Raw genomic sequence first — 20,840 nt, 5'->3', positions numbered from 1 at the left:
GCCGGCATGAAGATTGAGATCTGGTCAGACGTCGCCTGCCCCTGGTGCTACATCGGCAAACGCCGTTTCGAAACCGCCCTCGCGGCCTTCCCGCACCGCGATTCCGTGGAGGTGCAGTGGCGCAGTTACCAGCTGGACCCAACGCTCCCGGAGCACTACGACGGCACCGAACTGGACTACCTGAGCACGCGCAAGGGCATGGCGCCGGCACAGGTATCGCAGATGTTCGAGCACGTCGCGGCCCAGGCCAAGGGTGAGGGGCTGAACTACCGGTTCGACGCCGTCGTGGTGGCCAACAGCTTCACCGCCCACCGGCTGATCCACCTCGCCGCCGGCCACGGAAAGCAGGATGCCGCGAAGGAACGCCTGCTCAGCGACCACTTCGAACACGGCAGGGACATCGGCAGCCAGGAGTACCTGACCGCACTGGGCCTGGACCTCGGGCTCGACGCCGGCGAACTGGCGGAACTGTTCAGCACGGACGCCTACTCCGACGCCGTCCGCAACGACATCGCCGAGGCCCGGGCCCTGGGCATCAGCGGCGTCCCGTTCTTCGTGATTGACCGGAAATTCGGGCTCTCGGGCGCCCAGCCTGCGGAAACCTTCAGCGCGGCCCTCGAGCAGGCGTGGCAGGACAGCCACCCGCTGGTCATGGTGGGCGCCGCCGGGTCGGAAGCCGCCGCGGGCGCAACCGCCGGGGGCGCCAGCGGCGCGGGAGCCGCCGCGGACAGTGCCACGGATTCCGGCGCCTGCGGCCCCGACGGCTGCGCCGTCTGAGTCCGCCCCGGCAGGTCGCCTGAGGTTCGGCCGCCTTTTCCCAGCCGGTCCGGCCTAGCGCGGATCCCCGGCCTAGAGTGGAGCATGGACACTTCGGCCGGCCCGGGCGGACGCCGGACCTCCTTGTTTACGGACCACTATGAGCTGACCATGTTCCAGGCGGCTCTGCACTCCGGCGCGGCCCACCGCCGGTCCGTCTTCCAGGCCTTTGCCCGGGGGCTGCCGGCCGGGCGCCGGTACGGCATCGTGGCCGGCACCGGCCGGCTCCTTGAGGGGATCGCGGACTTCCGCTTCGAGGCGGACGACCTCGATTTCCTGGCAGGCACCGGTGTGGTCCAAGAGGATACGCTGGACCAGCTGGCCGCCTTCCGGTTCTCCGGCGACATCTGGGGCTACCCGGAAGGCGAAGCGTATTTCCCGCACTCCCCCGTCCTGATCATCGAATCGACGTTCGCCGAGGCCTGCGTCCTGGAGACCTACGTCCTGTCAGTGCTGAACCATGACAGCGCCATCGCGTCGGCCGCGTCCCGGATGATCAGTGCAGCCGGCGGCAGGCCCTGCATTGAGATGGGCTCACGCCGCACCCACGAGGAAGCTGCCGCCGCAGCGGCCCGCGCGGCCGTGATCGCCGGCTTTTCCGGCACCTCCAACCTGGCTGCCGGGCGGCGCTACGGCCTCCGGACCGTCGGCACCGCCGCCCACTCCTTCACCCTGCTCCACGACTCCGAGCGCGACGCCTTCGCGGCCCAGCTGGCCTCGCTGGGGCCCGGGACCACGCTGCTCGTGGACACGTACGACGTCGAGGCGGCGGTCCGCACCGCCGTCGGCCTCGCCGGAGACAGCCTCGGGGCTATCCGGCTGGACTCCGGGGACCTCGTGGCCCAGGCCCGGTGGGTCCGCGAACTCCTGGACAGCCTCGGCAATGTGCACACCAGGATCGTGGTCACCTCAGACCTGGACGAATTCTCCGTCGCCGCTCTCCGGTCCGCCCCGGCCGATTCCTACGGCATCGGCACTGCGCTCGTKACCGGTTCCGGTGCGCCCACGGCCGGCATGGTCTACAAGCTGGTGAGCCGGGCCGGGGACTCCGGTGAGCTGACTGCCGTGGCGAAGACCTCGAAGGACAAGATCAACATGGGCGGCCGCAAGTTCGCCGTGCGACGCCTCAACGACAGCGGCACCGCCACCCACGAGGTCCTCGGCGTGGGCCACCCGCCGGCCGCCGTCCCGAACGGTCGCCCGCTGCTGCAGCAGTTCATGAAGGATGGCGAAATCCTGCCCGGCTGGACCGGGCCGGACGCCGTGGGGCGGGCCCGGGAGCGGCACACGGCCTCCATGGCAGAGCTGCCCCGGGTGGTGGACAGGCTGCAACCGGGCGAACCGGCCATCCCCACCATCTACGAATAAGGCGGGGAGCAGGCACTCTTCGCGGAGGGGTCTTCGCAAGTCGTTCCAGGCGGGGCCGACGGCCTAGTCTGACGACCGGTGAAGGACAAAGATGCCGCCGTATGCGGGCTGGTCCGATCGCTGCCGATCGCTGTCGGTGTATTCGCTCAGCACAGCGTAGATGCGCCTGATGAGGTCCTCGGCGTCTTTCTCGGAGAGGTGCAGAACGAAGCGTGAGAGGCTGGTGAGCGCATCCGGCCCGGCTTCCGTCAGCTCTTCCCGAAACGCCTCGATCGGTGCCATTGGACCGTCCGGACCAGCTTCACGCAGTGCGGTGTCCAGGTTCCAGGACCGTCCCGTGGAACGATACGGCTTCTCAAGCGCACCGCTGACCCCCGTGCGGACCTCGGCGGGTTCAAGGAATCCGGTTGAGAGCAATTGCCGCACGTGATAAAGCATCGTCCCCGGATCCTGACCCAGCCGATCGGCGAGTTGCTTGTTGGTCAGTTCGTGGAGCCCGCACAGGCGCAGGATCCTCAGGCGCAGCGGATGGGCCAGGGCCTTAATTTCGCGGGCGCTGGCGGCGGGTTTCTTCTCGTTCGCGCTCGTCGGCTCTGCGTCCGTCATGTACCCATCCTACGATCTGATGTACTAATTTCAACCACCTTGAATTTTCTCAATCAATAGGGAATGGTTCACCTATGACTAGTCACTCTGCGCAGGTGCAGGCACGGAGTGATGCGCCGCTGGGTGCGTCCTACTGGAAGCTGTGGACCTCATCCGGGCTGTCCAACCTCGCAGACGGCGTCTTCAAGATCGCGCTGCCGCTGCTGGCCATTCAGTTCACTCAGTCACCCACGCTGATTGCCGGGCTGACCGTCGCAGCCACGCTTCCCTGGCTTCTCTTCGCCCTCACTGCCGGAGCGCTGGCCGACCGGCTGGATAGGCGCAAGCTGATGTTGTGGGCCAACCTCAGCCGCGCGATGCTGCCCGCCTTGCTGGTCGCCGTCGTCCTGCTGGATTTGGGCTCCATTTGGGCTCTGTACATCGTCGCATTGATGGTGGGTGTGGCTGAAACGCTCTACGACACCTCCGCGCAGTCGATCCTGCCCCAGGTGGTGCACAGGGATCAGCTTTCGCGCGCCAACGGCCGGCTCTACGCCGTCGAGCTCACCGCCAACCAGTTCGTTGGTCCACCGCTGGGCGGGCTGCTGGTGGCCATCGGCGTCGTTGCGGGCTTTGCCGCGCCGGCGGCACTGTGGCTTGCGGCCGCCGGTGTCCTGTTCCTGGTCCCGGGAGCTTTTCGCACAGAGCGGGAGGTGAAGACGACACTGCGATTCGACGTTGCTGAGGGTTTGCGGTTCCTCTGGAACCAGAAGATCCTTCGCACGCTCGCGGTGATGACCGGGGTGTTCAACTTCGCATCCAACGCGGCATTCGCGGTCTTGGTGCTGTTTGCCGTGGGCCCGGCTTCAGAAATGGAACTGTCCGAGGTGGGGTTCGGCCTACTTTTGACGACCTCCGCTTTGGGCGCCTTCGTTGGCTCGTTCATCGCCGAACCGGTGGAGTCCAAGCTGGGTAGGTCCAGGTCCCTGACGCTCACGATCTTCGGGGGCGCGCTGCTGGTGGGTGCGCCCGCCATGACCGACAGCCCTTACGTTCTTGGCCCCATCCTCTTTGTGGGCGGCATGCTGATCGTGCTTTGGAACGTCATTACCGTATCCCTGCGCCAGCGCATTACGCCCAACCCCTTGCTGGGCAGAGTCAACAGCGTCTACCGCCTGCTGGCTTGGGGAACCATGCCGCTCGGTGCAGCAGCGGGCGGACTGCTGGCCCAATGGCTGGGCCTGCAGGTCATGTTCGGCATCATGGGAGTGCTGACCCTCGCGCTACTGGGGATGATGCCCATCCTCACGGACAAGGCAATCGCCGCGGCCGACGTCGAATCCTGAGTGGTGTTCCCGCGCCGGCCCGGCCGGAAGTGTCGGGACCGGTGCGTCACCGTTGCACTGGGTCAATGGCCGGGTCCGGTGACGATCTTCTTCCGTTCCGATTCGTGCGCGCCGCCCTTCTTCGCCAGCGTGGAGCACGCCTCTTCGATGTCTCGGGCGAGCGTGTCGACGTGCTCGCGGCTCATCGTTTCCTTGACCAGGGCACGCATGATCGTCACGTCCTGGGCGTTCGGCGGCAGGGTGTAGGCCGGCACCATCCAGCCGCGTTCGGCCGAGAGCTGCCAGGCAATGTCGAACTCGTCGTACCCGGGGTCGGCGGCGAGCCGGAACGCGACCAGGGGAAGTTGCTCCTCGTCGGGGCCGATGATCTCGAACCGGCCCATGGCCTCCAACTTCTCGGCGAGGACGCGGGCGTTGGTCTGCATGTTCTGCATGATGTAGGTGTAACCGGCGCGGCCATAGCGCACGAAGTTGTAGTACTGGGCGAGAACCATCGACGAGCCCGTGGAGAAGTTCAGGGTGAAGGTCGAGTCGGTCTTGCCGAGGTAGTTCTCCTCGAAAACAAGGTCCTTGGCCAGGTCGGCCTTCTCCCGGAAGATCAGCCAGCCGATGCCGGGATAGACCAGTCCGAACTTATGCCCGGAGACATTGATCGAGTGGACCTGCTCGAGCCGGAAGTCCCACTCGGAGTCCGGGTAGAGGAAGGGCCAGACGAACCCCCCACTGGCCCCGTCCACGTGCAACGGCACATCAAGGCCACGCTCACGCTTGATCCGTAGCAGCAGATCGTTGATGCCGGCGATGTCGTCCTTGTGCCCAGTGAACGTCGTACCCAGCACGGCAGCGACACCGATGGTGTTCTCATCGACATGGGCCTGCACGTCCTCCGGGCCGATCGTGTACTTCCCCGGCTGCAACGGCACGATCCGCGGCTCGACGTCGAAGTAGCGGCAGAACTTCTCCCACACGACATGCACGTCGCCGCCGAACACCAGGTTCGGGCTCGACGTCGACGCGCCGGCGGCCTCGCGACGCTTGCGCCAGTTCCACTTCAGGGACAGGCCGCCGAGCATGATCGCCTCGGACGATCCTTGGGTTCGGGCTCCCGTCGTCTCGCCGGGCGCGTGGAAGAGGTCGGCGAGCATCCGAATGCAGCGCTGCTCGATCTCGGCCGTGCGGGGATATTCGGCGTGGTCGATGAAATTGCGGTGCAGGTTCGCGGCGATGATCTGCTGGGCCTGCGGCTCCATCCATGTCGTCACGAAGGTCGCCAGGTTCCGGGCCGGATCACCCTCCAGCGCCAGGTCCTCCGAGACCAGGCGCAAAGCGTCCTCAGCAGGAATGCCGGTCTCCGGGAACTCCCGGCTCGGAACCTCCTGGGTGACGAATCGGTTGCCGAACAGCGCCACGTCGGCATCGGCCGGCTGGAAATTTGCTGACATCACTTCTCCTTCAGAGACTGTTGAAAAGGGGTTACGGATGAGCTCCCCGGTGCGCAGGAACCGAGGCGTCGGTGGATTCTGGACTCAGCATCAGAATCGCTCCGGTGAGGAAGCACAGGCCGCCCACGAGTGTGCCGAGATTGGACAGCTCGGCGTTCCACACTTCGCCGCTCGACGGTATGACAAAGGCCGCGACAGCCGAGATGCCGAAGGCAACAGAGCCGGCCACGTTGATCACGCCGATCTTCCATGTCCGCGGCCTGGGCAGGCCGGCGATGGCGCCACGACCGGCGTCCCGCAACGCAACCCCGCTTGAAACGAGGAAGGCGACTGAACCCAGCGCATCGGGTCGCCACACCCGCTGCTCGGTCAGCGCCGCACTGAGATTGTCCCGCAGTGCATTTCCCGTACTCCAGTTGAACCACAGCGTGCCGGCAAGTTGAACCGCGCCAGCGAGCCAGCCGAGATTCCGCGGCGCCCATACCCAAAACGACTGGCGCCGCGTGGCACGCGCGGCCGGGAGCGCGTCAACGGCTTCGCGGTACTGCAGGAACGCCGCGCAGGTGAAGAACAGCGAACCGACGAAGAATGTGGCCGCACACCAGCGCAGTCCCACGGCCTCGGCGTACAACGGCAGCGCCCCCAAGGCGAACAGACTCGAGCCAATGATGAACAACCAGGCGATCCACCGGCCCCGCACGGTCGAACGGTCCGCGCTGGAGATCTCAGTTGCGTGGTCGGCCTTCGTGTGGGCCCGATGTTGAACGCTGCCGGCATCGTCAGGCGCCACGGACGCCGTCGGGCCCTGGCCCGAGCCCGGACCCGGTGCCGGGAGCACGTTGGTGATCACGAAGGACACCGCCACAGCCACCACCACCTGGGGTGTTACGGCCACACCGTCCACTCCCAGCAGCAGCGTGGCCAGCAGCGTCGATGTCAACGGCAGCCGCAGCATGGCTGCGCACATGGCTCCTATGCCCATGCCGATCGCTGCCGCGAGATTCATTCCGGGCAACCCACTCGCAGCAATACCGAGCGCCGCACCGATGAACATCGACGGGAACACGGGACCACCACGGAATGCGCTCAGCGAGAGCCCGTAGGCCAAGGTCTTACAAGCGATCAGCAGGACCAGCACACCAAGCGAGTAGTCCGCGGCGTGTTCGACCAGTTCCGGAAGTGCGTCCTGCCCCGAGAACAACACCTGCGTGAAGCTTCTCCCAGAGATCAACTGGTACGCCATCGCGGTAAGACCAATCAGCAAGCCGAGCGCAGCGGTCACTAACACCCGGTTCAGATGCACAACAGGACGAAGCGACAGCCCGACCCAGCGGATCAACCATCCCAACAGTGCGCCGACCGCGCCCATGACCACCGCCCAGCCCAACGTCGCCAGCGTCGGCGGCTCCGCAGGCGGCACCACAGGCAGCGCCAGCGAGAAGCTGCCCAACCCGGTCCAGCCGTCCAAGCCGACAAACACCAGCGCCCCGACGCCAGAAGCGAGCAGCCCGGGCAGGGCCATCAGACTCAGCGTCATTCCCCCGATCCCGGCGGCCTCCATGATCAGGAACGCACCGAGCACGGGAGACCCGAGCAAGGTACTGATCGCGGCGAAGCTGCCTGCCGACGCCATGATCGTCAGGGCCATCGGCGGAGCGTCCTTCTTCACTAGGTGCACCGCCAACGCCCCGAGGCCGCCACCGATCGCGATCAGCGGCCCCTCGGGCCCGAGCACCGCACCCAGGCTGAGCGTGGTCAGCGCCGCGAGAACGATGCCCACGAGCTCCCGCCCGTTCGGCGGACCGCCGCCCGTCTTGAACCCGAAAGCAGGCGAGTGGCCCCCGGTTCCCGGCAGATACCGGATGGTCAACGCCGTCAACAACCCACACAGCACCAACCACGGAACCGGCCACCACGCGGGAGCAGGACCCCCTAGGACTTGATTCGGCAGCCCGTCGAAGACGTACCGCTGGATCGTCGCGACCAAAGCGAGAAAGCCGTAAGCAATGGCCGAGATGGGAACGCCCAAGACCGCCGCCAGCACGAGCGCAGCGATGTACGACCTGGAACGAATCACGGCGGCCGGATCGAAACTGGCCGGATCGATACTGGGTGGCGGCGCGGCAGGCTCTCTCAATCCCGGCATCGCGGCGCGCCTATGACGATTCGGGTCACTCCGAATGTCCTTCTTCTAGATCGGGTCGACTTGCCCAGCCGGCCACACCGCGAGCCACCGATGATCACCGGGCAGAACATCAGGCTGCCCTCCGGCGCCACGTCACCGAAGGCTTCCCAATCCGGCACGGACTTAGCCAGCGTCCGCCAGAAGGACGGCCCCCAGCAAACGGAGGCGCCGAGAGGACCGAGAGAACGGGTTCGGTGCGCCCGTGGTAACAGTTGAGCATCCCGTCTCCTTCCGCTGGCCGTGCGCTAGACGGCGGGAGCCTATAGTGGGTCGCGCAAGCGATTTGGGCTGGTCAATCACATGCTCTCCAAGCTAACGCTTTCAGTGGGGGCAGTCCTCACCCAATGCGGGTGAAAAAGAACCGAAGAACACCGACGTCCTTCGGGCACGTCGGTGAGAGTGAAACAGGCGCTGGGGTTCCCCATGGGGATGAGTGGCGGTGGCAGGGTCAGCGAGAGTAGCGAGGCTGTTCAGTATCAGTGGGATAGAAGCAATGGCCAGCCGGAGTTTTACCGGGGCTATTTTGTACCGCCGACCTCGGCCGATCAGGTGCCGCTTTCCCTCGACGAGGGTGTCACGGGCTTCCTTTTGTCCTACGGGATCAGCGGGCTTGCAGTCCGCACGGCAGAGACGACGTCGAGGATCCCGCGGGTGGTCGCGGCCGCATCCTCCTGCTCGCTAATCAAAGACGCATGGGTGGCGCCGTTGATGACGCGGTGCAGGCTGTTGGTCGAGAGAGAGGCAAGGGCTTCCTGCGAAGCCGCCCAGCCGGGCGCGCTCCCACTGCCTGCCGTCAGAACTACCAGCGGCCTATTGGTGAAGTTCCTCAACGCGGCAGCTTGCTGCACCGAGGAGCCCGCATGAATGTACTCGTCGATCGTGCTGCGTAGGTGGTTGGGTGTCATGCCGAGCAACCGGCCGAGGCCAAGTCGAGCTGCGCTCGAGACCAGTGCGGAGGCACGGTTCATCGTGTCGTCGGACTCCGAGCGAGAAGGGTGTGCTGATTCCGAGTCCCATGCTGGTGCGGTTGAGTCCACCAGGACCAATCCGGCTACGTCCTCGGGAAAGCTGGCAGCGAAAGTGAGTGCGTAGAGGCCCCCGAATGAATGCCCCGCCAGCACATACGGTCCCGACTCGTTCCCGCGCTGCAGCAACGTGTGGAGATCGGTCGCGATCTGCGCGCCCTCCTGCGCGGTCCTCGCTGAATCGCTCCACCCACGTCCTGCCCTGTCGTAGACGCACACCCGGGTGTCACGGGCAACGGCCGGTGCGATCAATGCGAGGTCAGACGACACTTGGCCTGCGCCCGGTTCGAGCACGACGGTAGGGCTGCCCGAGCCGGTGCAGTTGAGGTACAGGCGGTGTCCGCCGACGTCGATCAACTGGCCCTGCACTGGAGAGGCCCCCGCATCCGCCGCTTCGCGCACGGTTTCGTAGCCGCTACCCAGTGAAGCCAGAACCAGCATCGCGATCACTGGGTACAGCAGCACGCGCCCGCTCCGGCTACGAAGCTGCCGATTGGCTTGAGAGCCTGTCCAGAGCGCTAACACCATCAAAGCGGGGGGCCATACCCAGGCGAGCACTTCCTGCGCTGGGGAGCCGAACGCCAGCAAAAAGAAACCGCCCAGCCCGATGAAAAGCGCTGGAGCCACCGCCCACTTCTGTGGTTGCTCCGTGAACCTCACCGACAACACAGCCACCATTGCCCATCCCAGCGAAAGCCCCAACAGGATGGCCCCGGTCACGCTGCTCTGGGTTGCTGGAATGAACGGGGCGACGGCCAGCAGCAGTGCAGCGAGGACCCCGGTAATCAATGAGCTGGCTACGATCCAGCCGAGGTGTCCATTCTGGGAAGGATCAGCGCCGGGCGGACGGTCCTGGCCCGTGGATGTGGAGCCCGTGGGAGGGGCTGCCGTCAATTCCTGCCTCGCAGGGAAGAGTGTCATGCGCTAATGCTGTCATTCGCCGGCAGCGGAAGTGCACGGCAAAAATGCCCTGCATGGAAAGGATTCCGCCCACCTGGTGCCTTCGTGAGTACAGTGATTCTATGCACCGAGTTGTCGCCCTGGCACTGCCGGATGTGGTCGCTTTTGACCTTGCCATTCCAGCGCAGATTTTCGGCCACGAGGATGAACGGGGACGGTACTCCTTCCGGGTCTGCGCAGCCCAGCCTGGCCTGGTGCCGACGACGTCCGGATATTCCATCCTGGCCGCTGACGGTTTGGGTGCCCTTCTATCCGCGGATACGGTCGTGGTGCCCGGCTACGCACCGCTGAACGATCCACCCGCGGAGGTCTGTGTGGCGCTGCGTCAGGCAGCGGCCAACGGAGCCCGCATGGTGTCTGTATGCACAGGCGCTTTCGCCCTCGCTGCTGCAGGTCTCTTGGACGGCAAGCGGGCAACCACCCACTGGAGAAACGCCGAACGTCTTCAGACCCTGTACCCGGGAGTCGCCGTCGACGCAGACGTCCTGTACATAGACCAAGGCAGCGTCAGCACCAGCGCCGGGGTAGCGGCAGGCATAGACCTATGTCTGCACCTGGTCCGCAAGGACTATGGAACGGAGGCGGCCAACAGCATTGCACGACGGATGGTAGTGGCCCCGCACCGGGAAGGGGGCCAAGTCCAGTTCATGGAACGTGCGGTCGCCGCGCCTTTGGCCCTCTTCGCCGACACCTGCGCCTGGGCAAGGCAGAACCTGGCTGAACCGCTCACAGTCGACGACCTGGCCGCCCACGCCGGCTGGGCACCCAGGAGCTTCACACGCAAATTTACGGCCGAAGCAGGAATGACACCTTTGAGGTGGCTAAACGATCAACGGATAGGCGAAGCATGCCGGCTCTTGGAAACCACCGATCTGACTGTACAGGCGGTTGCCTCCAGGACTGGTTTGGGAACGACAGCAAATTTCCGGCTCCACTTCACCCGGAAATTTAACACCACACCCTCAAGCTACCGTCGCCTCTACCAAGGCAGGAACCGGCACGCTGCACCAACCTAAAACCCCCTTCCTGGCGGTGCCGTCTCTTAAATGTCACGCGCCCGGCCGTGTCACAGTCCGCCACTCGGCTGCTTTGGTGACAGATCGCGCTAAAGTGTCCGTATGCCCAGGATTTCGGCCGCGAACAACGCCGCCCAACGTGCCGAGACCCAGCGCCGCATCCTGACCGCTTTCGGGGAACTCCTGTTCACCCACGGGCTGCCCGGCCTGACCATGACGGACGTCGCACGCCACGCCCAGATCGGCCGGACCGCCGTCTACAACTACTACGCGGACATCGAAGAACTCCTGATCGCCTACGCCCTGGATGAGACGGAACGGTTCCTGCTCGACCTGCGCGAATCGCTCGATGCGCTGGAGAACCCGGTGGAGCGGCTGGCCGTCTACGTCCGGGCCCAGGTGGAGGACCTGAGCCGGCGCCACCTGCCGCCGGGGCCGGCCATGGCGGCGGTGCTCTCGCCGTCGTCGTTCGCCAAGCTCGCGGACCACGTGGGTGAGCTCAGCGTGCTCCTGCGGGGGATCCTGCGCGACGGCATGACCCAGGGCTACCTGCCCGAGTCGGACGTCGCCCAGCTCGCCCAGCTCATCCACGGCACGCTTTCCTCGAGCGCTGCCCGGGGCGACGGTGCGGGACAGGACGCCGAGGCTGAGGCGCGGCTGGCCCGGACGGTGCGGTTCATCCAGCTGGGCGCCGGGGCCAGGTTCGACGACGCCGGCCGGCCGGTCCGCGCCAACAGTTAAGCTGTGTGCCCGAACTGCGTGCCCTAGCCCGCCGCGGGCGTGGCCGTCGGCAGGATGGGCAGGGTGGTGTCATCCACGATGCGCCGGTCCTCGCGGGGGCAGCTGAGCTGGCCCGGCGTCTGGTCCACGAGTTCCGGCTTGGCCAGTTCCTTGAAGTCGCCGGTAATGATGACGTCCACGCTCGGGTCCGTGCGGCCGTCCTGGACATAGTCCGAGCCGGGCAGGTTGCGCTGGACGCTGAAGGCAGCCGACTGGCCGGCGGCGCCGGAGACGACCAGCGCCACGCCGCGGTAGCTCGACGTCGTGTTCCCCACCGCGCCCACGAGGAACTTCCGGGCGACGAGCTGATCGGCCACGCTCCGGGCCAGGCCCGGCCGGCTCGTGGAGTTGTAGACGTTGACGCTGACCTTATCCGGCGGCGTGTAGTCGTAGGTGGCCGCCGGGCACACCGACACTGCCGCCTTGCTCCGCTCCGCCGCGGGCAGCTTGATCTGGCCGTTCATGATGGCGAGGGCCACCACGATCGCCGCCGCGAGCAGGCCGACAAGCATCACCAGGACCACGCCGTGCAGGATCCTGCGCCGCAGCCGGACGGGGTTGTCTGCCGTGTCGTCCTGCACCACGAACGTGGCCCGCAGCTCGGAGCCACTGATGACGCGGTGCCCATGCAGGACTCGGACGTCTCGCGGCTTCCTAGCCATTTATCACGAGGACTCGCGCGTGGATTGCGGTGCGCTGGTGCAACGCAGTGCGGACTGCCCGGTGCAGGCCGTCTTCAAGGTAGAGGACGCCGCGGTATTCCACGACGTGCGGAAAGAGGTCGCCGAAAAACGTGGAGTCCTCGGCCAACAGGGCTTCAAGGTCCAGCGTGCGCTTCGTGGTCACCAGCTCATCAAGCCGGACCGGACGCGGCGGCAGGGCCGCCCAGTCCTTGGGCGTGGTGTAACCATGGTCGGGGTACGGGCGTCCCTCGCCCACAGCTTTGAATATCACCATGCCAGCCTAGGGAACTTGGACGCCCGAAGGAATCAAGTTCCGCGGGCGGCGTGAGGTTGTGGCCAAACAGTAACCATCTGTCACACGATGCTTCGCCGCCTGTCACTTCCAGCGCTCGCCGCCGATCTTCTGCACCGTTCACGCAAACGGTCCGCGCGGCTGACAGAATAGCCGTATGACTTCACCCGAGACTGCCCCTGTTCCGTCGCCGTCGGCCCCTGTGCTGGCGCTGCTGCTCGACGTCGACGGCCCGGTCGCGAGCCCGGTCACCCGCGAAGTGCAGCCCGGCATCATCGCGGATCTGGTGGCCCTGGCCGCCGCCGGCGTGCCGGTCATCTTCAACACCGGCCGGTCGGACGCGTTCATCCGCGAACAAGTCATGGAACCGATGATTGCTGCCGGGATGCCCGCCGGCACCGTCATCCACGCCATCTGCGAAAAGGGCGCCGTCTGGTTCAGCTACACCGCGGAGGGCCCCGGCCCGGTCCACGTGGATCATGAACTCGCCATCCCGCAGGCCTTCGGCGACGACGTCCGCCGCCTGGTCGCCGAGGACTACTCCGCCCACATGTTCTACGACGAAACCAAGCGGGCCATGGTCTCCGTGGAGCAGCACATCGCCGTCGCCAACCCTGACTACCGGGCCGAGCAGGAACTCTTCGACGCCGACGCCATGGGCATCATGGCACGGCACGGGCTCGGTGTGGTGCGGCTGGACCACCACGTCCCCGATTCGGATGACCAGATCGATTTCCGCGTCGATCCGACCATCATCTCGACCGATATCGAATCGGTCCGGCTGGGCAAAGACCTGGGCGCGAGCCGGGCAGTGGAGTTCCTGGCCGCACAGGGCATCACGCCGCAGGCCTGGCGCACGGTGGGCGATTCCCGCACGGATTACGCCATGGCCGACTGGTTGCACCACAACGATCATGCCGTGAAGCACGTGGACGTCCGGCCCGCGGACGGCATCCCGGTGAAACCCTACGAGGTTCTCACCGCTGCCGATCTGGGCCTCGGCGAGGATGTGATCCACGACGACGCCGGTGGAGCCTTCCTGCACCACTGGCTGGCCATCGTCACCGGCTGAGGCCCTTTCCGCCGTCACATTCCGTCGTCATGCACGCCCGGCGCCGGCCGGTTTTCCGCGGCAATTTTGAGGCCCGCGTTATCATGCAAGTAGAAACCAACGCACTCAAAGAAGCGGGAGATCAGACATTACCGAAGCAGCGATCCAAGACGAGATTTACTATGGCAGCCAGGCATCCGCGGATGCCCACGCCGAGATCACGTCGGCGGCCGCCGTCGCCAGATTCCGGACCCGCTCCGATGTTGTCCGCCGCCGCGGCCGCTACGCGCTGATCAACGAGAACCGCACGCCGTACCAGGCCATGGTCGAGGACCTGATGTTCCTGCGTTCCGTCATGGCCGGCGCCGGCATCAGCTACCTGCTGGTCCGCGGCAACAACCACCGCCCGGTCGTCGCAGTCGACTGGAAAGACCGCAAGGAACTCCGCGACGCCCTCGTGGAGGCCTGCCGCGACGAGCCGTTCTATTCCATGAGCGTGGACGCCAAGAAGAAGTCCTCCGTGCTGGTGGCCGACGGCGAGCTTTCGCCGAACCGCCAGGCCCGGATTTTCCGGCTGTACCGGCCCAGGGTGGAGCCGGAGGGTGGCTTTGAATTCGGTGCTTCCGCCGGCGTCCAGCTGGAGCTGTGGAGCTTCGAGGGCGACCAGCTGATCCTGCCGATCGAGAACTCCCTGACGCGCCGCACCATGCTGGCCCAGGACGCAGTCCGCGGCACGGTGGAACGCTACGGCCACACGTGGCCCACCATCGAGAATATGTTCGCGGACCATGCCAGCGACATCAGCTTCGACATCGACCTGGTGTTCTCATGGGTTGACGGCAGCTCCCCCGAGTACATCGCGGCCCGCCGCGCCCGCATGGCCGGCGTGGTGGTGGGCGAGGGAGATGACCACGAGGCCCGCTTCCGCCAGATCGATGAGCTCAAGTACGCCCTGCGCTCGGTCTACATGTTCGCGCCGTGGATCCGCCGGATCTTCATCGCCACGGACTCCCCCACGCCGTCATGGCTGGCGGACCACCCCAGCGTGACGATCGTCCGCAGCGAAGAGTTTTTCGCCGACACTTCGGTTCTGCCCACGCACAATTCACAGGCCGTGGAGTGCCAGCTGCACCACATCGAGGGCCTGTCCGAGCACTTCCTGTATTCGAACGACGACATGTTCTTCGGCCGCGCCGTGGGGCCGGACATGTTCTTCACCCCGGGCGGCATCACGAAGTTCATCGAGGCCGAGACCCGGATCGGGCTGGGCGACAACGACGCCGAACGCAGCGGCTTTGAGAACGCCGCCCGGGTGAACCGCAAGCTGCTTTGGAACCGCTTCGGCCGCATCACCACCCGGCACCTGGAGCACACGGCGGCCCCCCTGCGGCGCAGCGTGGTCGAGCAGATGGAACAGGAATTCCCGGCCGAGTTTGCCAAGACGGCCGCGAGCACGTTCCGTGCCGCTGACAACATCTCCGTGACCAACTCGTTCTACCACTACTACGCGCTGCTCACGGGCCGGGCCGTGACCCAGACGGCTGCCAAGGTCAGATATGTGGACACCACGGCGCGGGCGGGCCTGAACTACCTGCCCAAGCTCCTGGCCAAGCGGAACATGGACTTCTTCTGCCTCAACGATGGCAGCTTCCCCGAGGTCCCGGCCGAAGAGCGGGCCGAGCTGGTCACGGATTTCCTGGAGAAGTTCTACCCCATCAAGGCGCCCTGGGAGAAGTAACGAATCGTGACCAAAGCGGGCGCCGCCTCCGTCAGGGAGTGACGCCGCCAGCCAGGGATTGCATCAGTTCAGGGTGGTGAACCTGCGGGGCGCCGGCGTCCGGGCCGGGGCCTCGAGCTTGGCCTGCTCCGGGATGGAAATCCCGGCGGCTGCGAGCCGGCGCTGGACTTCCTCAGGAGAGACAAGCTCGCCGACGGCCGGGGTGTCGCCGAGCAGCGCCACTGAGTGCACGATCGTGTGTTCGTAGACGTGGACCAGGTTGAACGCCTGCCCGCCGTCGCGGCCACGGGTGCCGCCCACCGGAACGTTCAGGTCCTGGGTGTAGCAGGTGGCTGAGGCCACGGACACGGGGATACCCGCGAATGTTGCGGTGGTCGAGTAGTGCAGGTGGCCGCCCAGGATGGCGCGGACATCGGAGTTGCGCAGGACACCGGCAAGCGCCGACTGGCCCCGGAGCTCCACGAGCACGGCAAGATCCAGCACGGACGGCACCGGCGGGTGGTGCAGGGCCAGGATGGTCCCGTCCGGGGCCGGCGTGGCCAGCTCAGCAGCGAGCCAATCCAGCTGGCCGTGGCTCAATTCGCCATGGTGGAAGCCGGGCACGGAGGTGTCCAGGGTGATGATGCGCAGCCCGTTGACGAAGTAGCTGTGGTCCACCGGCGCGTCATTGTCGGCCTGGTCCAGGAGCCCGGCCCGGAAGTTGGCCCGGTTGTCGTGGTTGCCCATCGCCCAGATGACCTTCGCCCCCAAGGCCTTGCAGGCCGGATCCACGATTGCGCGGAGCTTGGCATACGCCTCGGGTTCCCCGAGATCAGCCAGGTCCCCCGTGAAGATCACGGCTTCGGGGCGTGCACCCGAGGCGTGGACCTCCTCGAAGAGCTGCCTGAGCAGGGCTTCGCTGTCCACGACGCCGTGCAGGGGTTGCGGACCCCCCAGCAAGTGGGGGTCGCTCAGGTGAAGTAGGAAATGACGTGGCCGGGGGTGCTCGGCCTCGATGCGCTCCATTGCTGCCTTCTTGGTTGGGTGGAAGCGGTGCCTCCAGTGTCCCTCTCAGTAAGAACTATCCAACCAGACATTAGGCAAACAATGTAAAAACTGGGACAGGCATATTGGAAAATCGCGCGTTAACAGGTGGCGTGCCCTCACATGCTCCTGCAGGCATATGCAGGACGCGGCCGCCCGGCGGCACTCCCAAAACCCCGGTTCAGCGGGGCGGGGCCGGCAGTGCCGCCGGGTTGGGGTTGCGCTAGCTGAGGTAGCCGTTCGGGTTGAGCACGAACTTCGTCGCCGCGCCGGCGTCGAATTCGGCGTACCCCTTCGGCGCGTCCTCCAGGGCAATGGCCTTCGCGTTGACGTTCTTGGCGATGTGTACCTTGTCGTGCAGGATGGCCATCATCAGCTGCCGGTTGTATTTCATGACCGGACACTGTCCCGTGGTGAAGCTGAGCGATTTCGCCCAGCCCGTTCCGAGGCTGAGCGACAGCGAGCCTTTCCGTGCAGCCTCGTCTATGCCGCCCGGGTCGCCGGTGACGTAGAGCCCGGGGATGCCGAGGGCGCCGCCGGCGGCCGTGACTTCCATGAGGGAGTTCAGGACGGTTGCCGGGGCTTCCTGGGCTCCGGCACCGTGGCCCCTGGCCTCGAAGCCTACGGCATCAACGCCGCAGTCGACTTCCGGGACGCCGAGGAGCTGCTCGATTTGCTCCGCCGGGCCGCCCTTGCTCAGGTCGACGGTCTCGCAGCCAAAGCTGCGCGCCTGGGCCAAACGGTCCGCGTTCAGGTCCCCCACAATCACGACGGCGGCACCCAGCAGGTGCGCGCTGGTCGCCGCGGCCAGGCCTACGGGGCCCGCGCCAGCGATGTAGACGGTGGAGCCGGGGCCGACGCCCGCGGTGACCGCGCCATGGAATCCGGTCGGGAAGATGTCCGAGAGCATGGCCAGGTCCATGATTTTTTCAAGGGCCCGGTCCTTGTCGGGGAACTTCAGCAGGTTCCAATCGGCGTACGGCACCAGGACGTAGTTGGCCTGGCCGCCGACCCAGCCGCCCATGTCCACGTAGCCGTAGGCGCTGCCTGGCCGGTCGGGGTTGACGTTCAGGCAGATGCCCGTCTTGCGTTCCTTGCAGTTCCGGCAGCGCCCGCAAGCGATGTTGAACGGGACGGAACAGATGTCCCCCACTTTGATGAATTCAACGTCCGGCCCCACTTCCACCACTTCGCCGGTGATCTCGTGCCCAAGCACCAGGTCAGGGGGGGCTGTGGTGCGTCCCCGGACCATGTGCTGGTCCGAGCCGCAGATGTTGGTGGCAACGGTCTTGATGATGGCGCCGTGGCGCACCTGCCGGCCGACGTTGGCGGGATTGACCCCCGGGCCGTCCTTGAGTTCAAAGGTGGGGTAGTCAATGTCTATCAGTTCGACTTTTCCCGGCCCCTTGTAGGCAACGGCTTTGTTCCCTGTCATCTCATTCCTCCTGCGTTCACGGACCCACACGGGGCCCTGCTGTGATTGACGAAGTGTTTGATGCGCCCTCCGCAGGGACACCTCGGCCGCACTGCCGAAGGGCGGCTGTCAGGGATGACTGCGCCGTGGATGTGCCCGGAATGTTGGAGGGTTCGGCCAGTCTAGGGGGTAAGCATGCTTAGGGATAGAGGCTGCGGAATCGGAAGGCGGGCCGGGGCTGTTTCAGTCCAGGGCGGACTGAACAGCGTCGATGATCTCCGGTGAGTCCGGCTCCACGGTGGGCGCAAAGCGGGCGATGACCTCGCCGTCGCGGTTCACGAGGAACTTCTCAAAGTTCCACTTCACCAGGCCGGGCAGGAGCCCGTTCTTGAACTTGGTGAGCTCGGCGTAGAGCGGGTGCTGGTTCTTTCCCCGGACGCTGGACTTGACTGTCAGCGGGAAGGTCACGCCGAAATTGCGCTGGCAGAACTCGGCGATCTCTGCGTCGCCGCCGGGCTCCTGCCCGGCGAACTGGTTGCAGGGGACGCCGAGGACCTGGAAGCCTTGGCCGCGGAACTTGTTGTGCAGTGCCTCGAGTCCTGCGTATTGGGGCGTGAAACCGCACTCGGACGCCACGTTGACCACCAGAACCACCTCTCCCCTGAAGCGGCCAAAATCGGTCTCGGTCCCGTCGATGAGGGTCAAGGGAATGGAGTGCAGAGCTGTCATGGAGCGCGTCCTTGCGATATCGGTGGTCCGGAGCCGGGGTTCGGAACTGTTCCCCCCATTATCCGGCACCGAGGCGTGCGGGTATGGGTGCGCATCCCGGACCCGACGCTGGGCCGGTAACTGGGTCCCGACCCGGCGTCTAACGGCTGGGCGTCGAAGTGGGCGTCGGTGAGGGCTTCGTTGTCACTGCTTTGGTGGCCGACTGCGTGGTCGTCGTGGGCTTCGGCTCATCGGCCGGCGCGGTGACCGGGGCCGGCTGCACAGTGATTGGGGCCGGCGCCAGGGGCCGGCTCGGCGGCGCGGCGCTGCCCGCAGCCTCTGTCGCGGCCGCGGAGGCCGTCGCGGGCGCGGAGGGCGTCGGATTTATCGACGGCATGACCGGCACCGGAGCTGACGGCTTGGCGGGAATTGTTCCCGTCGGGGTTGGGGTGGGCGTCGGGGCGGCAGGGGCGGTCGTCGCGGCAGTTCCGGTCGGCGTCGGCTTCGCGGAGGCAGTGCCGGTCGGCGACGGCGTCGCGGAGGCAGTGCCGGTCGGCGACGGCGTCGCGGAGGCAGTGCCGGTCGGCGACGGCGTCGGCTTCGCGGAGGCAGTGCCGGTCGGCGACGGCGTCGGTGTAGCGGAGGCAGTGCCGGTCGGCGTCGGTTTCGAGGTGGCGGAAGGCTTTGCCGACGGTTTGTTGGCGGCGGCTTCGGTGGCTGCTGCTGAGGCACTCGCTGACGGCTTGGCGGCCACCGCGGCGGGCTGTTCCTGAACGCCGCCGGCCACCACGTGGGTCAGATCCTCCCGGACAGGAATCGCCCAGCCAATCCCCGCGTTGGTTGCCTTGCCGGCGTCGGGTGCGTAGCTGGTCATGTCCATCGGGCTGAGCTGATCCACCTGCTTGATGGGGAGCAACGTCCAGTCCCGGGGATTGGTGTGGGAGCCGTTGAGGATCGTTTCGAAATGTAGGTGGCAGCCGGTGGAGGAGCCGGTGGTACCCACCCGGGCAATGACCTCCCCCACCCGCACGGAGTCGCCCTTCTTGACCGCGATCGCCTCCAGGTGGTTGTACGTGGTGATGAGCCCGTTGCCGTGGTCGATTTCCACCCGGTTGCCGCCGCCCCAGGGATGCCACCCTACGGCCCTCACCACGCCGGCGTCGGCGGAGTAGACCCTGGTGCCGCACGATGCCGCGAAGTCCTGGCCCCAATGGAATTCGCCCGCGAATCCCGTCAGGGGGCTGGTGCGCAGCCCGAACGGGGACGACGGCACGAGCGATTCCAGCGGGGCCATGAGGAAACCGGCCGCGGGCCGGCTCAGGACCGCCGAGGCCACATTGAGCTCGCCACGCACTCCTTCCCTGGTGACCGTGTCCACCGTGCTCCGGCTGAAGGCCAGGAGCGCCAGGGCGTCGGCAGTGACTGTGCCGGGAGTCCCCGCAGCACCGGTAGCGGCGGAGTGGGCCTGCGGGTCCAGGGTTTCGCGCCCCACCGCGCCGGCGGGCGGCATGGCGGCGGTCGGGATGGCGGCGGGCGCCCCGTAGGACGCGAAGGCGCTCAGCCCCTGAAAGCCACCGAATGCCAGAACGGCCAGGGACAGGCACAGGCCTCCGGATACGCAGCGCACGGCAATGGTCCGCGCCCTGGCTGACTGCTCACTCGATGAGTTTCCCCAGTGTTTTCCCACGATGTGACTCCCGCACTATGTCCGCCAGACCCCAATCGTCACGGACTCACCCCCCTATGTGACCACAGACGGCCGGGTCTGTGAACCGTCAGCACGCACCTTTTGCGGTACCAATCAGAGAACCACGGATATCCCCAGTAGCTGGCCGGTGGCGGCCCAGTAGTCCTCCGCGGAATTGCAGGTGCCGGGCGCCGGGGAGAAGGTAGCAAAGGAGCGGGCGCAAGGACCGGCGGGGACGGGACCCAGGCATCCACGGAATCGTGGCGGCGGCGCTGACCCAGTTGTTGAAGCTAGAGGGCGGGACTTCGTCGGGGATCAGCTGCTGCATCGGCTGCCGCCTGACCTGGGCCCGACGGGCCCAGGTCAGGCGGCACCGCCCTCCCGTCGGGGCCCGACGCAGCACTGCGATGGCTGGTGTCAAGGCGCCGGAGCACCATTGACCGGCAGCGCAACAACGGTGACCATCTTCGAACTCGTGCCCTCGACGCCGGCATTATCAGTGACCGTCAAACGGACCGTGTATGTCCCCGCCTTCCCGTAACTGTGCCGCACCGTCGGCCCGGTTCCCGCAAGCGAGTCATCACCAAAGTCCCAGGCATAGGAAACCACCGACCCATCATCCGAGGAACCGGACCCATCAAAAACAACATCGAGACCCGAGACCGTCTCAGCAATCAAAGACACCGGAGCAGCATTGACCGGCAGCGCAACAACGGTGACC

18 protein-coding genes are annotated in these 20,840 nt (G+C 66.3%); 7 read left to right on the top strand and 11 right to left on the bottom strand.

Annotated features, from left to right (window positions below):
* The first annotated feature begins 6 nt into the window (after positions 1 to 6).
* Together AC1D2F_RS12650 and AC1D2F_RS12645 are read left to right on the top strand one after the other, a co-directional pair.
* On the top strand, positions 7 to 777 hold the full coding sequence (locus tag AC1D2F_RS12650; protein WP_229993678.1) for a DsbA family oxidoreductase: 771 nt from the start codon (positions 7 to 9) through the stop codon (positions 775 to 777).
* A gap of 84 nt (positions 778 to 861) precedes the next feature.
* Positions 862 to 2,184 (top strand): nicotinate phosphoribosyltransferase, encoded by a 1,323-nt coding sequence (locus AC1D2F_RS12645; protein ID WP_364748419.1) that lies wholly within the window; start codon positions 862 to 864, stop codon positions 2,182 to 2,184.
* A gap of 63 nt (positions 2,185 to 2,247) precedes the next feature.
* On the opposite strand, the gene AC1D2F_RS12640 is transcribed toward AC1D2F_RS12645, so the two are convergent.
* Entirely contained in the window at positions 2,248 to 2,790 is a 543-nt protein-coding gene (locus AC1D2F_RS12640; protein WP_229993681.1) for an ArsR/SmtB family transcription factor, read from the bottom strand.
* A 74-nt stretch (positions 2,791 to 2,864) separates the two neighbouring features.
* Here AC1D2F_RS12640 and AC1D2F_RS12635 point away from each other — a divergent pair, with 74 nt between their 5' ends.
* A complete protein-coding gene (locus tag AC1D2F_RS12635; protein WP_364748422.1) occupies positions 2,865 to 4,115 on the top strand; it encodes an MFS transporter in 1,251 nt (416 codons plus the stop codon).
* A 62-nt stretch (positions 4,116 to 4,177) separates the two neighbouring features.
* Here AC1D2F_RS12635 and gad read toward each other — a convergent pair whose 3' ends face one another.
* The 3 genes from gad to AC1D2F_RS12620 all read right to left on the bottom strand — a co-directional run bounded on the left by gad (position 4,178) and on the right by AC1D2F_RS12620 (position 9,688).
* On the bottom strand, positions 4,178 to 5,557 hold the full coding sequence (gene gad, locus AC1D2F_RS12630; protein ID WP_364748424.1) for a glutamate decarboxylase: 1,380 nt from the start codon (positions 5,555 to 5,557) through the stop codon (positions 4,178 to 4,180).
* A gap of 31 nt (positions 5,558 to 5,588) precedes the next feature.
* Positions 5,589 to 7,703, bottom strand: coding sequence for a chloride channel protein (locus tag AC1D2F_RS12625; RefSeq protein WP_229993685.1), 2,115 nt, complete (start codon positions 7,701 to 7,703; stop codon positions 5,589 to 5,591).
* Between the two features lie 632 nt (positions 7,704 to 8,335).
* Positions 8,336 to 9,688, bottom strand: coding sequence for an alpha/beta fold hydrolase (locus AC1D2F_RS12620; RefSeq protein WP_229993686.1), 1,353 nt, complete (start codon positions 9,686 to 9,688; stop codon positions 8,336 to 8,338).
* Positions 9,689 to 9,789: 101 nt separating this feature from the next.
* Here AC1D2F_RS12620 and AC1D2F_RS12615 point away from each other — a divergent pair, with 101 nt between their 5' ends.
* Together AC1D2F_RS12615 and AC1D2F_RS12610 are read left to right on the top strand one after the other, a co-directional pair.
* Positions 9,790 to 10,743 (top strand): GlxA family transcriptional regulator, encoded by a 954-nt coding sequence (locus AC1D2F_RS12615; RefSeq protein WP_229993687.1) that lies wholly within the window; start codon positions 9,790 to 9,792, stop codon positions 10,741 to 10,743.
* 102 nt (positions 10,744 to 10,845) lie between these two features.
* A complete protein-coding gene (locus AC1D2F_RS12610) occupies positions 10,846 to 11,484 on the top strand; it encodes a TetR/AcrR family transcriptional regulator (RefSeq protein WP_229993688.1) in 639 nt (212 codons plus the stop codon).
* 23 nt (positions 11,485 to 11,507) lie between these two features.
* On the opposite strand, the gene AC1D2F_RS12605 is transcribed toward AC1D2F_RS12610, so the two are convergent.
* Together AC1D2F_RS12605 and AC1D2F_RS12600 are read right to left on the bottom strand one after the other, a co-directional pair.
* Positions 11,508 to 12,185, bottom strand: a complete 678-nt coding sequence (locus AC1D2F_RS12605; protein ID WP_364748428.1) for a LytR C-terminal domain-containing protein — start codon at positions 12,183 to 12,185, stop codon at positions 11,508 to 11,510.
* Complete coding sequence (locus AC1D2F_RS12600) at positions 12,178 to 12,477, bottom strand: type II toxin-antitoxin system VapB family antitoxin (RefSeq protein ID WP_026266597.1); 300 nt, start codon at positions 12,475 to 12,477, stop codon at positions 12,178 to 12,180. The genes AC1D2F_RS12605 and AC1D2F_RS12600 overlap by 8 nt, the downstream gene beginning before the upstream one ends.
* Positions 12,478 to 12,655: 178 nt before the next feature.
* Here AC1D2F_RS12600 and AC1D2F_RS12595 point away from each other — a divergent pair, with 178 nt between their 5' ends.
* A complete protein-coding gene (locus AC1D2F_RS12595; protein ID WP_476966857.1) occupies positions 12,656 to 13,570 on the top strand; it encodes a Cof-type HAD-IIB family hydrolase in 915 nt (304 codons plus the stop codon).
* 301 nt (positions 13,571 to 13,871) lie between these two features.
* Entirely contained in the window at positions 13,872 to 15,287 is a 1,416-nt protein-coding gene (locus AC1D2F_RS12590) for a stealth family protein (protein ID WP_476966856.1), read from the top strand.
* 63 nt (positions 15,288 to 15,350) lie between these two features.
* On the opposite strand, the gene AC1D2F_RS12585 is transcribed toward AC1D2F_RS12590, so the two are convergent.
* The 5 genes from AC1D2F_RS12585 to AC1D2F_RS12565 all read right to left on the bottom strand — a co-directional run.
* Positions 15,351 to 16,292 carry a phosphodiesterase gene (locus AC1D2F_RS12585; RefSeq protein ID WP_229993692.1) on the bottom strand — a complete coding sequence of 314 codons (942 nt, stop codon included), beginning with the start codon at positions 16,290 to 16,292 and terminating at the stop codon, positions 15,351 to 15,353.
* A gap of 241 nt (positions 16,293 to 16,533) precedes the next feature.
* Entirely contained in the window at positions 16,534 to 17,745 is a 1,212-nt protein-coding gene (gene fdhA, locus AC1D2F_RS12580) for a formaldehyde dehydrogenase, glutathione-independent (RefSeq protein WP_229993694.1), read from the bottom strand.
* Between the two features lie 222 nt (positions 17,746 to 17,967).
* Positions 17,968 to 18,453 (bottom strand): glutathione peroxidase, encoded by a 486-nt coding sequence (locus AC1D2F_RS12575; protein WP_229993695.1) that lies wholly within the window; start codon positions 18,451 to 18,453, stop codon positions 17,968 to 17,970.
* Positions 18,454 to 18,592: 139 nt separating this feature from the next.
* A complete protein-coding gene (locus AC1D2F_RS12570; RefSeq protein ID WP_476966855.1) occupies positions 18,593 to 20,119 on the bottom strand; it encodes a M23 family metallopeptidase in 1,527 nt (508 codons plus the stop codon).
* Between the two features lie 417 nt (positions 20,120 to 20,536).
* A partial coding sequence (locus tag AC1D2F_RS12565; RefSeq protein ID WP_476966854.1) for a PKD domain-containing protein occupies positions 20,537 to 20,840 on the bottom strand: 304 nt, incomplete at its 5' end.

The organism is Arthrobacter sp. P1_B3 (assembly GCF_056406615.1).
This window is presented reverse-complemented; position numbering and strand designations above follow the sequence as displayed.